Origin of the sequence: Streptomyces sp. NPDC007907 (assembly GCF_042959365.1) — a bacterium.
In the GTDB taxonomy this organism is placed as follows: Bacteria; Actinomycetota; Actinomycetes; order Streptomycetales; family Streptomycetaceae; genus Streptomyces; species Streptomyces indiaensis.
Genome location: NZ_JBIBKR010000003.1, coordinates 796,386 through 812,005 on the forward strand (window position 1 = coordinate 796,386; position 15,620 = coordinate 812,005).

Consider the following 15,620-nt stretch of genomic DNA (forward strand, 5'->3'; position numbering starts at 1 on the left):
GTGCGGCGCGTGCGATGACGGCGATCAAGCGATCCGCTCGTCGGACATATCAAGCAAAGAATGAACCACAGAAGATCGCAAATCGGGCAAGTGGAGGTTGAAAGGGGTACGGTCTGCCCTGCCTTCGGGGTGCCCGGTCACCGGGCACCCGCCTGCCTTCGCTTCCCGTGACGGCCTTCTGACGGCGCCTCAACTCCCGGTTGCGAGGCCAAGTCGTCGTACTCTCGGCTGGGCGCCGGCCACAGCGATCCCCGTACTCCCGCACGGCTGGACCAAGTCCGGTCGGAGCGGCTCACGTTCCCCTGCGGCATACACCGCGCGCGGCCGCTTCGGCATCGGCCGTGCGCGGACCGGACGGCGTTCAGGCGGAGCCCGCCGCACCGTTCGTGCCGGTGAGCGGCAGCCAGGTGGTGATCGTGGTACCCCGGCCCTCTTCGGAGCGCACCTGCGTTCGGCCGCCGTGGTTCGCCACGATCGTGTGCACGATGGTCAGCCCCAGGCCGGTTCCAGGGATGGCCTGCTCGGTGGCGTTCGAGGCGCGGAAGAACCGTTTGAAGAGCTTCTCCTGCTCGGCCGCGGGGATGCCGATGCCGGTGTCGCTCACGCTCAGGACGGCCTCCCCGTCCTGCGCGTCTGCTCGTACGCTGACCGTCCCGCCGCCGTGGGTGAACTTCACGGCGTTGGACAGCAGGTTCATCAGGACCCGGTCGAGTTGTTCGCCGTCCGCCTCCAGGACCAGTGGCTGCTCGGGGCAGCGCGTCTCCAGTCTGACCGAGGCGGCCTCGGCGGCCGGTTTGATCGCATCGGTCGCCGAGACCACCAGCTGCCGCAGGTCGATCGGTGCCTTCCGGGAGGTGAACGCTCCCGACTCGATCCTGGAGAGCGTGAGCAGGTCCTCGATCAGTGCCCGCAACCGGTTGGCGTTGCGGTCGACGACGTCCAGCATGCGCAGCTGGGACGGGGAGAGCGGATCGCCGTCCTCGTCCTTCAGCAGCTCGATGTACCCCACGATGCTGGTCAGCGGGGTGCGCAGCTCATGGGAGACGGTGGACAGGAAGTCACTCTTGGCCTTGTCCAGGGCGCGCAGTTTGTCCACCAGGCCTGACTCCTTCTCGTAGAGGAGGGCGGTGTGCAGCGCCCGGCCGATGCCGCCTGCCATGGACTCGGCGAATTCGACGTCCACCGGGCGCCAGGGGCGGTCTGCGCTGGTTCGGGCCACGCACACGGCGCCGATCGGTTCCTCCCCCACCCCGATGGGGACGATCACGGCCGAGACCAGCCCGAGCGCCGCCGCGGCGGCGCGGTTCTCTGCCGGCATACCGGTCTTCCCGAAGGAGCCGGGGGCACCCGGTATGGGTCTGGTGTCCGACACGTACGGGGACAGGTCGGTGACCAGCCAGGGCGTTGCCCGCCGGTAGTGGTCGCGGACCACGTCGGCCGGTAGCGTCGGGATGCCCCTTCGCTCGTCGTCGGACAGCAGGCCACGCTCCGCGGACCACACCCGGGCCAGGGGAAATCCGGAGCCGCCGTCCTCGGCGAGCAGGATGAAGACGTAGTCTGCGGCGAGAACCTCGCCGATGCCGTTGCACGCCTCGTCGAGGACGTAGCCGACGTCGAGGCGGTCCCTGATCCGGATGCCGGTCTCCTTCGCGGCCGTCGACAGTCGCTGCCGTTCCTGCTCGACCGCGCGCAGCCGGTCCCTCTGGTCCGCGAGCAGGTTGACCGACCGCGCCACCGCCCGGATCTCCTCCGGTCCCGTCACCTCGGCCCGGGCCGCATGGTCTCCGGCGGTGAGGCGGCCGAGCGTCCGCTCGGTTCTCCGCAGCGGCCCGGTCAGGGCGCGCGTGGTGTGCACCGCCGTGTACACGGCCAGGGCGAGGGCCGCGACCAGTGCCGTGCCGAACCCGGCGATGCCCACCTGGATCGCGGTGTCGGCGCGGTCCTCCAGACGCTGCTCCTCTTCGCTCATCTGGTCGTCCAGGCGGGCGTTGGTCGCCTCGAACGCGTTGAAGCGCCGAGAGGCCTCGCGGGTGAGCGTGACGGCCCGCGCGCTTCCCGGGGTGCTCTTCGCCTGGTCGTCCGCAACGCGCAGATACGCCTCGATCTGCCGCTGCTGCGCCGTGAGATCGTCTTCGTCCAGGACCTCGTGCGCACGGACGTCGCCGCTGATCGACGCAATGCTCTCCCGGGCCTCACGGAAGTCGGCAAGCTCACTCCGGTCGCCCGTGACCAGGTAGCCCCGCATCGAACGCTGCGCGCTGATGCCCGCGTTGAGCAGGCGCACATTGTCCTCCTGGGCGGGGAGCACCTGGTCGATGATCCGGTCGCGCTGGCTTTCCAGCGCCAGCGCGCCGATCAGCGTGCTGGCCCCGCACAGGGCGATCAGCAGGGTCAGCAGTCCGAATGCGAGGCCGAGCCGGTGCCCCACCCGGCCGGCGCCCCGTCCGGAGGTGCGGCTCATGCGCGATCACCTCCTTTCTCCCTCACCGGGCTGGAAGAGTCGAATCCGGCCCGGGTCATGGCACCCCATACCTGGGGAGATCTGCGCAACCCGTCCCACATACCGCGCAGCCGCCACCACGCTGTCAGCTGGCGGTATCCGATGTTCTCGGCCACCACCCCGACGATGCCTCCCCAGACGTCCCGCCACCGCGTGAACCGGTGGAAGGCGTATTCCTCCACCGCGACCGACACCATGCCGACGACGATGGCGTAGATGTAGGCGACGACCAGGAAGCGCCACAGGAAGTCCACGTTCACCGCGCCCATCAGTACGCCCAGGGGTACGAGGACGAGCCCTGCGAGCTCCACCAGCGGGGCCAGCAGTTCGAAGACGACGTAGAAGGGCAGCGCCAACAGGCCGATCCGGCCGTAGCGGGGGTTACCGATCATGCGGCGGTGCTTGAGCAGGATCTCCGTCAGGCCGCGGTGCCAGCGCCGCCGCTGGTGGGCGAGGACCTGCCGCTGCGAGGGCGCCTCGCTCCAGGAGATGGGCTCGGCCACGAACACGATGCGGTAGTCCCGGCCCAGCTCGCGCATGTGCTTGTGAAGGCGGATCACCAGCTCGGCGTCCTCGCCGATGCAGTCGGGGTCCATCCCGCCGATCGCCACGACCGCGTCCTTGCGGAAGAGACCGAAGGCCCCGGCGATGATCAGCAGGCTGCCGAGCTTGGACCATCCGGTGCGGCCGAGCAGGAAGGCGCGAAGATACTCGACGACCTGAACGCGTCCGAGCAGGTCCGGGGGAACGCGCGCCTCGACCACCCGTCCCGCCACGACGGTGCAGCCGTTGGCGAGGCCGACCACGCCGCCGGAGGCGACCACCCGCTGCGGGTCGTCGCAGAACGGTTTGGCCACCGCGAGCAGCGCCTGGGAGTCGAGGATCGAGTCGGCGTCCACCATGCACACCAGCGGGTAGCGCGCCAGGTTGATCCCGACGTTGAGCGCGTCGGCCTTGCCCCCGTTGTCCTTGCGGGCCACCACAAGGCGTACGGGACCGCCCCTGGGCAGATGGACGGAGGTGACCCTGCCGCGTACGGGGATGTCGTCGGGCACCACGTACTCCACCTCGGCGAGGTCGAAGGCTTCCCGGAGAGCTTCCAGCGTGCCGTCGGTGGAGCCGTCGTCGACGACGACGACCTCGAACTCCGGGTAGCGCAGCAGCAGCATGGCCCGGACCGCTTCGGCGATGCCGGCCGCTTCGTTGTGCGCGGGCATGATCACGGAAACGGGCGGGGTGAGGGGACTGGTGGCGGCCTCGTCGTGGCCTGCGAAGGGAGCCCGCCGCAGCGTTCTGACGAACTCCCCGAGGGCGATGAGGATCAGCACCAGATAGCTGGTGTTGATGGCCAGGAAGTACACGATCACCACGGTGTCGCACACGGTGATCAGCGTGTGCACCGCGCCCAGCAGCGACGCCCACGGTTCGCCGGCCGCCACGCTCACAGCGCCACCTCCGCGCGGACGTCGTGGCGTGCGGCCCCGACCGCCGATTCGGCGAGCACGGCTCTGGCCTGGGCGGCGGCCGGTCCGCCGGAGCGGTCGTCGGCCGCCGCGTGCAGCTCGGCCCGTCCTTCCGGGCCGAGCTGCAACAGCGCGCGAGCGGCGGTGGCGGCCACATGCCGGTCGGGGTCGCCGAGCAGCTCCGCCAGCGGGCCCGTCGCGGCGACGGCTCCCAGCGTGCCGAGGGCTCCGGCGCCCACCATGCGCAGGGCGACCGGCTGACCGGTCCGGACGGCGGCCAGCAGCGGCTCCAGGCCCTCGGGCATGCCCAGTCTGCCCAGCGCGCGTGCCGCTTTGACGCGGACCTCGATCTGAGGGTCCTCGCGCAGTGCACGGGCGATCTCGGACGTACGGGAGACCACGCCGTTCGCGCCGAGGACCTCGATGGCCACGGCCCTGGCGAGGGGTTGCGGGTGTCCCAGCCCGGCGGCCACACTCCGCTGCGCCTCGGGCCCCAGGGAGACCAGCGCCCTGATGACCGCGGCGGGCGGCACGGCCCGCGGTCCATGGAGGGATTCCAGCAGGTACGGCACGGCTTCCGGTCCCCCGCACCGGCCCAGCGCCCGGGTGGCGGCCAGGCGCACCTCGGGGTCGCGGTCGGCCAGCAGACGGCACAGCGACGGGGCGGCTGGGCGGTGGCTGAGCTGACCGAGCACCTGCGCGGCACGTCCCCGCCGGGCCGCGCTGCGGCTCGACAGGTCGGCGACGGCGTCCACGGCGGCCCCGCGCAGCTCGTACAGGCGGATCAGCGCCGTGCGGGCCCCACCGGCGACCTTGCCCAGCAGCGCGGTAAGGGTCGGCTCCAGGGCGGCCCAGGTCCGTCTGTCGATCTCCGCCAGCCGGTTCAGCAACTCGGTCTGCTCGTCCCCCTCGGCGCACAGTAGCTCCAGCAGGGAGCCGCGCACCGGTGCCGCGATCCGCTCGCGTCTGCGCTCCCGGTGACTGCGGACGAGACGGTTGCCGACGATCAGCAGGCTCAGCGCCAGGACGACAGCGAGCAGGATCAGCAGCGCGCCTTGGACGATGCCGGGGGAAATCACCGTTCCACCCGGTTGAGCACCGCGGTGACCCTGCTGGAGAGCTCTCGCGGGCTGAACGGCTTGATGATGTAGTCGTCGGCTCCCGCCGCGAAGCCGACCTCCACGTCCGCTTCCTGGGACCGGGCGGTGATCATGATGACGGGGAGTGTCGCGGTCTGGGCCGTGGCGCGCAGCTCCCGGCACACGTCCAGACCCGACATGCCCGGCATCCGGATGTCGAGCAGTGCCAGGTCCACGGTGTTCTCCCGCGCTGCCCGGAGTGCCGCCATGCCGTCCTCCACGGCCGTGACCTGGTGACCGCTCTGAGTCAGCTTGAAGGCCACCAGATCCCGGATGTCCGCGTCGTCGTCAGCGATCAGGACATGAGCCATTACTCCTCCTGGGACTCCTGGGACTCCTGGGCGACAGAGCTCCGGTAGGAGTCAACGAGCCGCACCACGGCCTTCTGCCGGAACGGCTTGGGCAGCACCTCGTCCGCGAGGCCGATCAGATCGTCCGGGTCGAGCACCGAGGTGACGACGAGACGGCATCTCCTCGTCCGGTCGTCCGCCCGCAGCCTGCGGACGACCTCCCGTCCGTCGATGCCGGGCAGGATCACGTCGACGACCGCGATGTCCGGCGGGTCGGCAAAGGCGAGGCCGAGCCCCTCTTCCCCCGAGTGCGCGACGGCCACGGGGCATCCCCGCTCGCGGAAGTGCCGCTCCAGCAGAGCGCTCACATCCTGGTCGTCGTCGATCACGAGTACTCGAGGTGGGAACATCACCGGCCTGTCCACGAAGTCGGACTGTCAGTCACACATTAGAACCGTTAGTTAACCTTCACCACATATGACCCATTGGCCCCATTCGGGCACGCCGCGAGGAAGGCGGGGCAGCCCCGGCCCGAGTCATTAGGCGCGCCCGAGGGGCTCCGACGCCCATCACCCGAGCCGGTGAACCTGGGCGTCATGCGTCCGGGGCGCCGGGCAGCGCGACGAACGGGGTCAGCGCGCTCTTGCAGTCCTGGCGAGGCGGTGGGCGGGCAACGTGGCTGCGTCCATCGGGAGGCTGTCGGGCGCGGTGCGGCGAAGGCGTCGCACGTACTGCTCCCGCGGCATGAGGATGCCGCCGAGATCCCGGACGTGCGGGCTGTCCCGCTGCGCGTCCAGCAACTCGCCGCCGGCCTGCGCGAAACGCGCGGCGAGGTCGCTCACCGCCACCTTCGAGGCGCCGGGACGCTGGAAGAACATCGAGTCCATGCTGAAGACCGATCCGACGCTGAGGCCGAAGACGCCGCCGACCAGATGGCCGTCCTCCCACACCTCGACGCTGTGAGCATGACCCAGCTCGTGCAGGCGGACCAGGCTGGCGATCAGCTCTTCGGTGAGCCACAGCGGGACACGGTCGCCGCGGCATGCGCGGACGACCCGCTCGAACCCCTGGTCCAGGCTGGTCGACCACGACAGCGCGTTGCGCAGCCGCCGGGCGAGGCTACGGCTGAGATGCGCGGCCGAGACGGGCAGGACCGGCCTGGGGTCGGGTGACCACCAGGAAACGGCGAAGGGATCACCCGGCTCCTGCTCCCCAACGAGCGGGATGCGGCCCTCCTGCACCTGATCGGCGAAGACCACCTCATTGAGGGCACGGGTGTACTCGTCGGCTGCCGGGAACGGATAGACCCCGGCGCGGTACGCCGCCAGGAGGCCGGCGGGGCTGAGGTCGGCGGAGAAGGCCACCGGGCCGTCAGCGGCGGCTTCCAGTACGTCCAACGCATCCCATCCGCGGCACCTGGTCACCACCGTGCCGCTCCCTCCCCCCGGTCGGTCACCGGCCCTGCCTGCTCGGCCCGTTGCAGGAAGTCGATGAAGCGGTCCATCATCTGCGCGTCCACGGGCGGAATGCCGATCCCGGCTTCCACCAGCGCCCGCTCCGCGTTGGTGCGGGTGAACTCCGGGAAAATCCCCTGGAAGTACATCTCGCTCACGGTGATGTCGGCGCCGTGGCACAGGTCGACGAAGAGCGGGACGAACGGTGTTATCGCGTCGGTGGGGTGTCCGGCCGCATACTTCACCAGAGCGGCGATCCACTCTGCATAAGGGATCTCCTGGACCGGATACCCCCGTTGGCGCATGCGCTCGGCCAGTGAACCGAGCAGTGCGGGACGGGGGTTGGTGAGGTGATAGACCTCGCCACGCGGGGGACGGCGCGTGGAGATGTGCCCGATCGCGCGGACGAGGCGGTCGGCCGGCAGGAAGTCCAGCGGCAGCCGGACGTCCGGGCACAGACCGGTCCGCGCGATGAACCTGATGAGGGCGGCCATCTCGCTGCTGGTGTTCATCACGCCGGTTCCACTGCTGCCCGCGATGTCCATCAGACGGTAGACGGCGACCGGCAATCCCGCGCCGGATGCCTTCTTCAGCAGCGTCTCGGCAACCCACTTGGTCTCCACGTACCCGACCGACAGATACTCCGGAAAGCCCAGCGGCGTGCTCTCGGTCACCTCACGCACCCCGGCCGGCCCGAATCCGGCGAGCACCGCCATGCTGGAGGCGAAGTGGACGGGCACGGCCCTGCCTGCGGCGAGGCGGATGATCTCGTACGTTCCGTCGACGTTGACCGCGCGCAACTCGTGATACGGGTAGATGAAGTTGACCTGTGCGCCGAAGTGGTAGACCGCGTCGATGGTCGATCCCAGCTCCTCGAACCGCCCGGGAGGCAGCCCCAGTCCGGGCTTGCCCAGGTCACCGACGACCGGCTGCACGCGCGTACTGGACAGGTCCCTGAGGACGTACCGCTGGTGGCTCGCGCGGATCATCTCCATGCCGTGCTGCTCGTCCGAGGCCCTGACCAGGCAAAGGATCCGGCCCGTCGTGCTGCGCAGCAGCTCGTCGATCATGTGGGCGCCGCAGAATCCCGTCGCCCCGGTGAGAAGGACGTCGCCGGAGCGGAGGTGGTCCGGAGCCGGCCCGTCACGGCCCACCTCCGGAATGCGCCGATCGGTCTCCGAGGCGAAGTCGACGCTCAAACCGCCTGGGCGCGTCAGCGTGCCGGAGCGTGCCTGGCGCACGGATTCGGCGAACGCGGCGAGCATCGGCTGCCGCAGCAGTGAACGGGTCAGGTCACGGATCTGTGTGACGCCGATGCCGAAGACGACACGGGTGCGGGCGAGCATCTCCATGGCCAGCAGCGAGTTGCCGCCCAGCTCGAAGAAGTCATCGTGCGGATGGACGTAGTCCACACCCAGGATCTGGCACCACAGCTGGGCCATCCCCTGCACCACCGGACGGTCGTCGGCGCCGTCCGTGATCGGCGCAGCCCCGGACTCCGGTACGGCCTTGCGGTCGAGCTTTCCGCTGGGCGCGACAGGCAGCCGTTCCACCGCGTGGAAGGCCGCCGGGATCATGTAGCCGGGCAGGACCTCGCTGAGTGCCGACCGCAGCCGTGCGCGCTGCGCCGCCTCACCGACGGTCGGCGGCGAGGCGGGCGTGTAGTAGGCGACCAGGTCCCGGTCGCCGTTGTCACGCGTCCGGGCCACCACCATCGCCTGGCCGATCTCCGGACGGGAGACGAGCGCGGCCTCGATCTCCGCCGGGTCGACCCGGAACCCGCGGATCTTCATCTGGTCGTCGACCCTGCCCAGCACTTCCAGGTTGCCGTCCGAGCGCCGGCGGCCCAGGTCCCCGGTGCGATACATCCGGTCTCCCGGCGCAGAGCCGTGCGGATCGGGCAGGAACTGCCGTGCGGTCAGGCCGGGTTGCCGCCAGACGCCGCGCGCCAGCCCCTGCCCCCCGATGTAGATCTCCCCGCGCTCGCCCGGCTGCACCGGGCGTAGGTCGGCGTCGAGCACATGGACGTGATTCCCCTCCAGGGGCCGGCCGACCGGGGCGACGGCGGTGTCCGGCGCGGCGAGCACTTCCTGATTCAGTTCGCAGAGCGTGGAGGTGATGGTGGTCTCGGTGAGCCCATAGGCGTTGACGAGCCGTACGCCGGGGATCCTGCGCAGAACGGCGCGGCAGTCCTTCGCGGTGACGATCTCCCCGCCGACGATGGCGAGCCTCAGCGACGCGAGCATCTCACCGCGGTCCGCGACGGAGACGACCCGGTGCCAGTACGCGGGGGGCAGGTCGGCGACGGTGACCCCGTACTCGGGCAGACGGCGCAGCAGCTCGGTGGGCGCCCACGTCGGAGTTCCCGCGAGGATGAGCGTCGCGCCACTGATCAAAGTGGCGAAGATCTGCTCCAGTGAAGTGTCGAAGCCGAGCGCCGCGCCGTGCAGCACCCGGTCGGAGGGCGTCAGATCGTAGGCCCGGACCACCGCCGTGAGGGAGTGGGCCAGCGACCGGTGACTGATCATCACCCCCTTGGGCGGCCCGGTGGAACCGGAGGTGTAGATCACGTAGGCGAGGTCGTCCGGGCCGGGACCGGGTGTCGGCCCCGACGCTTGCGACGGCGTCTTCGCAACCAGTTCCCCGGCCGCCTCGGCGTGGACGATGCGTGCCTCGCACCCGGCGAACATCGGGGCGTGCTCGCGGCTCGTGATGATGAGGCGTGAACCGGTCCCACCGACCAGTGCGGCCATCCGTTGTGGCGGCGTCGCCGGGTCGAGCGGCAGAAACGCGCCTCCGGATCCCAGCACCGCCAGCAGGGCGACGATCAGCTCGGGAACGCGGTCCAGGCACACGGTGACGACGCACTCCGGGCCGACGCCCCACTCCCGCAACCGGTCGGCAAGCCGGTCGGCACGACCGCTCAGCTCGGCGTAGCTGAGCCGACCGTCGTCCGATAGCACCGCGAGAGCGGACGGCTGACGCATCGCTCGCTCCCGCACCAGCTCGGGCACGCTGCCCGGCCAAGGCTCCGGTGGCCGCTCGGCGCGGGCGCTCGCGGGCCGCATGTCGGTCCAAAGGCGCTCGACCAGAGCCCCGCACCACGTGTCGGACTCCGGTCCGCCGATCCGTTGCCACCCGGCCGGAATCCGGCGGTCCGCGGGCCAGACCGCGTACTGCTCCTCGTCGTTGCGCAGGACTACGCACGGTGCAACCGGCTCTGCCGTCCGAGGATCACGTTCCATCACCTCGAGCCTCCTGCCTCGCGCGGCTCCTGCGGAGCACTATCCGAACTCCTGGCGGGAAGGGACCGCCGCCCTCACTGCTTCCCTTCCGCGGGCCTCACAGGCAATTCGGCCAAACGGCCGAGCGGCGGTGCGAGGACCAGTTGCTCCGCCTCTTCGGCACTGACCGGTTCTGCGAAGAGATAGCCCTGGGCCAATCGGCAGCCCATGGAGATCAGCAACTCTTGCTGCCTCACGTTCTCCACTCCTTCGGCGATGACCGTGAGGCCGAGCGTGTCAGCGAGATGTGCGATGCCCTCGACGAGGGCGTACTGTTCCGGCGATCGCCCGAGTTCGTCGACGAACGATTTGTCGATCTTGAGTATCGAGATGGGGAACTCACGCAGATAGCTCAACGACGAGTAGCCCGTTCCGAAATCGTCGATCGCAATACGAATGCCGAGATCTGTGAGCGCATTCATCTCGCCCAGAATACGCTCGTCGTTGTACATCAGCACACTCTCGGTCAGTTCCAGCACGAGAGAAGTCGGTTCGATGCCTGAGAGATCCAGGGCGCGCCGGACCACGTTGTAGAAGTCGTCGTCCCGGAACTGTCGCGGTGACACATTCACGCTGACGTACGGCGGTTTGCGACCGGCCGTTCCGTCGCGCAGGACTGAGCCCTCCCAACGCACCGCCTCGGACGCCGCCTGGTCGAGCACCCAGGCCCCCAGGGGGACGATCTGCCCGCTCTCCTCGGCCAGCGTGATGAACTGCTCGGGCATCACCATGCCTCGCGTGGAGTGCGGCCAGCGAACGAGCGCCTCGAAGCCGGCGACCTGACCACTGGCCAGCTCCACGATGGGCTGGTAGAGCACCAGGAACGACGTCTCGATCGACGAACTGTCCAGGGCCTCCTGCAGATTGGCGCGCTCGGCCATGCCGCTCTGCAGTTCCGGGTGGTAGCGGCGCCACTGGCGCTTGCCCGCCGTCTTCGCCGAGTACAGCGCGAGATCGGCGTGTGTCAGCAGTTCGACCGAGTCGATGCTGTCCTCCGTCGTCGCGACGCCGATGCTGGCGTACGTGCTCATCGGCCCCACACTGAGCCGGAACGGCTCGTCGAACACGCTCATCACGTGTTCGGTGAAGCGCTCCACGCCCTCTGTCCCGACGGAGCCCTCCACGAGCAGTGCGAATTCGTCACCGCCGACGCGCGCGGCGGTGTCGGAGGCACGGACGGTCGTCTGCAGCCGGAGTGACAGCGCGACCAGGAGTTCGTCGCCCACGCCGTGGCCGTGCATGTCGTTGACGACCTTGAAGTCGTCCACGTCGACGAAGAGCACACCGACCACCGTGCCGTCGCGCTGAGCCTGTGTCAGGGCGTGGTTGACCCGGTCCTGGAAGAGCACGCGGTTGGCCAGATTGGTGAGCGAGTCATGGAACGCCTGGTGGGTCAGCTCGCGTTCGAGTTTGCGCTGTTCGGTCACGTCCCGCAACGTGAGCACCACTCCACCGACGGTCGCCTCCTCCCGCAGGTCGCTCCACTTCAGCTCGACCTCGATGGACGACCGGTCGCCGCGGATCACGCGCCAGTGCTCGCGCCCGGTCTGCGGCTCGCCCCTGCGGATCCGGCCGAGCGTCTCGACCACCGCGCGACTGTCCTGCGGTGGCACGAGATCGACGAGGAGGGTGCCCTCCAGGTCCGGCAGACCGAGGACCTGGTCGGCGGAGGGGCTAGCGTAACGGACCCGGTCGTCCTCGTCGAGGATCAGGATGACATCCGAGGCGTTCTGCACCAGCGTGCGGAAGTACATCTCGCTGTTGCGCCGGTTGACCTCCTGGGCGAGGGTGACCCGCTGTGCGGCGAGTGCGGCCTGCGCGGCGAGAGTCACCAGCGTGTCGCGGAGCACGAGCAGGTCGTGCTCCTCCCCCACCACGATCAGCACCCCGATCAGCGGGTCGCCCGAGGCATGACCCTGCGCGGCGAGCCGGCAGACCAGCGCGTGATCGTGGCGGGGCGGATCCACCATGAGGTGGTCGACAAGGGCGGGCCCCACGCCGTCGAGGGTCACCATGCGGTTCTCGCCGGACGCGATCAGTTCCCGTACGGCTGTGGTCGCCCGCGTGGCCAGGGGCCCACGCAGGACGCTGTGGGCCCCGTTCACCCAGAGTGTGCTGTCCGGCAGGGTGAGCAGCGCGGAACGGGGCGGGCCGACCGACATCAGCTGCGTCACCGCGGAGTGGACTGCCGTGGCCACGTCCCGCAGCTCGCCCGCTCCGCCCAGCGACGACACCGCGTCGCGCAGCGCCTTCTCCCGGCCGACCGCCCGCCGGTGGGTCGCCACCACCCCCGCCAGGCGGTAGAGCACGAGGAGGAAGAGCACCGCGGAGAAGGCCCCGATGACGCCGACGTTGGACCTCACGCCGCGCACCGCCTCCGTCAGGAGGATGGCGGGCGCGATGAGCGACGCCAGAGTGAGCAGGGCCAGCCGGCCCGTGCCGGTCTCGGCTCGCCACGGCAGCGGTTGAGTCAGCATGCGCATGGAGGGATGGAGCGCGGCGGCCGCCCAGGCGCCGTACAGGACGGCCCAGCCGAGTTCGACCGCGCTCCCCGTGCGCCACGTCCCGTTCAGCTGGATCAGGCCGTACAGCACGTCGGCGGTGAGCAGGCCTACGGTGCCCACGGTGAGCAGCATGAGCGAGCGGCTCTTGCCGCCGCGGCCGACGAGCAGCCGCAGCATCATCGCCAGGACGAGGATGTCGCCGAGCGGATAGGCGATGGCGAACGCCTTCTGCACCCAGGTGAGACCCTCGGCGCGGGCATACGGATCGATGAGAAAGAGCCACGACAGCAACGCCAGGCCGACGGTCAGCGTCAGCGCGTCGACGAGACTCGCCCGGTCTCGCCAACTCGTGCGCCAGTGCGCGAAGCCCAGCAGTCCCGCCGCATAGAGCGGATATGCCGCGAGATAGAAGCCGTCAGCGATGGACGGGAACGGGATGTCTTCATTGAGTATCTGGATGAGAATGATCTGGGTTGCCTGGCCCGCGGCGAAGGTAAAGTTTCCCGCAGCGAGCAGCAGCCAGGGGAGGCGATGCGCCGGATGGTTGAGAAAGACACCAAGGACGATACCGATGACGCCGACCGCCCCTATGGCCACGAACAGCAGCCGCTGTTCCGGGAATGCGTAGTACAACGCTGTCAGCACGACGATACATGAGCTGACGACGACGATCGCAGCATGGCTTCGCAGTCGTGCGTTCATCCCAACTAACCTCCTGCGAGGACCACTTGGTGGGCGGGTCGAGCCGGGCGAACGACACCGGACGGCGGCGGAGAGGCCTGTTGGCCGAGCTGATGAAGGAGAATTCTCCGGGCCCCGGGCCGGGGCTCGACCCTGATCGCCTGTGAACGCGATTTCCGGTGGATATGGTCTCCCGTATACACGGTCACCGTTGTGCGGGCTCCTTCTGTACCGAGACATCGCCGTGCCCTCATTCAGCTTACCTGGATTGCCCTTTCTCGCACGCGAGCAGCGATATGCCACGTCGGCTCGCGGAATACCACGACATGCGCGAGAATGCAGGGCTTCGAGACCGGGGCCGGTCCGGTCTCCGGGACGATCGGCTTTGGTGGAAGCGTGAAGGCCCGTGCTCTTCGACTGCCGCAGAGCCTGCTCTCCTTCCGGTGGTTGGCGTCCCACGAGCGGTACGACGCCTTCAGCGACGCCGTCGAGGAGAACGCGCGGGCAGAAAGGTTCCGCTGCGACGCAACTCCTCGCCCGAGGGGAGCTGGAGTCGAAATTCGGCTCGGACTGCCACCACAGACGGCAGCGGCACCGTGAGGGACCTGCCTGTCCCTTCGAGGGAGCCCCCGCACGGCGCGGCGTGCGGCCCAGGGCACGTGATAAGGCGCGGAACCGGTCCGGCAGTTCGAGCGCCGGGCTCAGCCGCCGCGCCGCACCCGAGCCGCCCTGCGGGCCTCCGCCAGTGTGCGGGCCTCGCTGCTCCTACGTGACGACCTGCCACCCGGGCCGCCCTGCACGTTTTTGACGCTGCCCAGACCGCGGAACGGGGCGTTGTGGTTCTGGGGGCGCGATACGGCCGGTCCGCCGTCGAGAGGCACTCCGGAGGGGGCCTTGGCGCCGGTGATCCGGCTCAGTTCCGCCTCGCCGGACCGCACCTTGGTGACCTCGGGAGCGACGTCTGCGTCGGCCATGACCTGGCTTGTCGCGCGGCGCTGTCCCGACAGGACGAGTGTGACGACGGTGCCGGAGCGGCCGGCCCGAGCCGTGCGGCCCGCGCGGTGCAGATAGTCCTTCGGGTCGGTGGCCGGGTCGACGTTGACCACGAGGTCGAGATCGTCGATGTGCAGGCCGCGTGCGGCGACGTTCGTCGCCACCAGCGCGGTGACCTGCCCGTTCCTGAACTGGGCCAGGGTCCGGGTGCGCTGCGGCTGGGACTTCCCGCTGTGCAGGGCGGCGGCGGCCACGCCCGCGGCCCGCAGGTGCCGAGTGAGCTGGTCGGCGCCGTGCTTGGTGTCCAGGAACAGCAGGACGCGGCCGTCCCGGGCGGCGATCTCCGTGGTCACGGCGTACCGGTCCGGGCCGTGCACGACGAAGACGTGGTGTTCGATCGTGGAAACCGCGCTGGACGGGGGGTCCACGGAGTGGGCGGCGGGGTCGCGCAGGTAGCGCTGCACCAGCTGGTCGACGTCCCGGTCGAGGGTGGCGGAGAACAGCATCCGCTGCCCGTCGGAGCGCACCTGGTCCAGGATCGCGGTGACCTGCGGCAGGAACCCCATGTCACACATCTGGTCGGCCTCGTCCAGGACGGTGATGCGCACCTGCCCCAGTCGGCAGGCCTTGCGCTCGACGAGGTCGTGCAGCCGACCGGGCGTGGCGACGACGATCTCGGCGCCGGACCGCAGCACGGCGGTCTGCCGTCCGATGGACTCTCCACCCACCACCGTCGCGAGCCGCAGCCGCAGTGCCATGGCGTACGGGGTGAGCGCCGTACCGACCTGCTGCGCCAGCTCCCTGGTGGGGACCAGGACGAGCGCACGTGGCGCTTTGGGCTGCGCGCGCTGCCCGGCCGTCAGGGCAAGCATCCCGAGACCGAAGGCGAGCGTCTTTCCCGATCCGGTGCGGCCCCGGCCCAGAACGTCCCGTCCCGCGAGCGCGTGCGGCAGCGCCGCCGCCTGGATGGGAAAGGGCACGCCCACACCGCGCTCGTCCAGCACCCGCAGAAGGTCGGCGGGCAGCCCCAGCTGCGCGAAGGACGTCACCGTGGGCGGCGCCGAAGCGGCGCCCGCCGTCTGGGAGACACCGTCCTGCTGCCGGGCATCTACACGTGCTGATTCGCTCACTGCAAGCCTTCCTCGACGGGACCGTACCGAGGAAGGCGCGGCGGGGACGCGGCCACCGGCCAGGGCGCCGAACGGAGCACCGGCACAGCGACGCAACAAAGAGTCAACGCTAGCACGCGTCCGACGGGTGGCGTCGCGTCCGGGCCGGACGTCGGCGGGGTGGAGCCGGGATCGTCCTGGCT

Annotated in this window: 9 protein-coding genes and 1 pseudogene; all 10 read right to left on the reverse strand. The window is 69.9% G+C overall.

Translation table 11 applies throughout. The features are described 5' to 3' along the window. Positions 1-361: 361 nt before the first annotated feature. A complete protein-coding gene (locus ACFZDI_RS15090) occupies positions 362-2,461 on the reverse strand; it encodes an ATP-binding protein (RefSeq protein ID WP_391250734.1) in 2,100 nt (699 codons plus the stop codon). Further along, a complete protein-coding gene (locus tag ACFZDI_RS15095) occupies positions 2,458-3,945 on the reverse strand; it encodes a glycosyltransferase (RefSeq protein WP_391250736.1) in 1,488 nt (495 codons plus the stop codon). The genes ACFZDI_RS15090 and ACFZDI_RS15095 overlap by 4 nt, the downstream gene beginning before the upstream one ends. Beyond that, positions 3,942-5,042 carry a HEAT repeat domain-containing protein gene (locus ACFZDI_RS15100; protein ID WP_391250738.1) on the reverse strand — a complete coding sequence of 367 codons (1,101 nt, stop codon included), beginning with the start codon at positions 5,040-5,042 and terminating at the stop codon, positions 3,942-3,944. Before ACFZDI_RS15100 ends, ACFZDI_RS15095 begins: the two co-directional genes overlap by 4 nt. After that, a complete protein-coding gene (locus ACFZDI_RS15105) occupies positions 5,039-5,413 on the reverse strand; it encodes a response regulator transcription factor (RefSeq protein ID WP_102909533.1) in 375 nt (124 codons plus the stop codon). The genes ACFZDI_RS15100 and ACFZDI_RS15105 overlap by 4 nt, the downstream gene beginning before the upstream one ends. Beyond that, the gene (locus ACFZDI_RS15110; protein WP_391250741.1) at positions 5,413-5,802 is read right to left on the reverse strand and encodes a response regulator; all 390 of its coding nucleotides are present in this window, start codon (positions 5,800-5,802) and stop codon (positions 5,413-5,415) included. The genes ACFZDI_RS15105 and ACFZDI_RS15110 overlap by 1 nt, the downstream gene beginning before the upstream one ends. Positions 5,803-6,024: 222 nt before the next feature. Next, positions 6,025-6,789, reverse strand: coding sequence for a leucyl/phenylalanyl-tRNA--protein transferase (locus tag ACFZDI_RS15115; RefSeq protein ID WP_391250743.1), 765 nt, complete (start codon positions 6,787-6,789; stop codon positions 6,025-6,027). Positions 6,790-6,812: 23 nt separating this feature from the next. After that, positions 6,813-9,833 (reverse strand): amino acid adenylation domain-containing protein, encoded by a 3,021-nt coding sequence (locus ACFZDI_RS15120; RefSeq protein ID WP_391251126.1) that lies wholly within the window; start codon positions 9,831-9,833, stop codon positions 6,813-6,815. Positions 9,834-9,941: 108 nt separating this feature from the next. Then, positions 9,942-10,091 (reverse strand): annotated as a pseudogene (locus ACFZDI_RS15125) (MbtH family NRPS accessory protein); the annotation flags it as partial. Positions 10,092-10,165: 74 nt separating this feature from the next. Continuing rightward, entirely contained in the window at positions 10,166-13,336 is a 3,171-nt protein-coding gene (locus ACFZDI_RS15130; protein WP_391250745.1) for an EAL domain-containing protein, read from the reverse strand. A gap of 680 nt (positions 13,337-14,016) precedes the next feature. Beyond that, positions 14,017-15,438 carry a DEAD/DEAH box helicase gene (locus tag ACFZDI_RS15135; RefSeq protein WP_391250747.1) on the reverse strand — a complete coding sequence of 474 codons (1,422 nt, stop codon included), beginning with the start codon at positions 15,436-15,438 and terminating at the stop codon, positions 14,017-14,019. Positions 15,439-15,620 lie beyond the last annotated feature (182 nt).

Coding starts and splice junctions, on each gene's coding strand:
- ACFZDI_RS15110 (WP_391250741.1), bottom strand. CDS start 5,802: ATGTTCCCACCTCGAGTACTCGTGATCGACGACGACCAGGATGTGAGC.
- ACFZDI_RS15090 (WP_391250734.1), bottom strand. CDS start 2,461: ATGAGCCGCACCTCCGGACGGGGCGCCGGCCGGGTGGGGCACCGGCTC.
- ACFZDI_RS15130 (WP_391250745.1), bottom strand. CDS start 13,336: ATGAACGCACGACTGCGAAGCCATGCTGCGATCGTCGTCGTCAGCTCA.
- ACFZDI_RS15120 (WP_391251126.1), bottom strand. CDS start 9,833: ATGCGTCAGCCGTCCGCTCTCGCGGTGCTATCGGACGACGGTCGGCTC.
- ACFZDI_RS15105 (WP_102909533.1), bottom strand. CDS start 5,413: ATGGCTCATGTCCTGATCGCTGACGACGACGCGGACATCCGGGATCTG.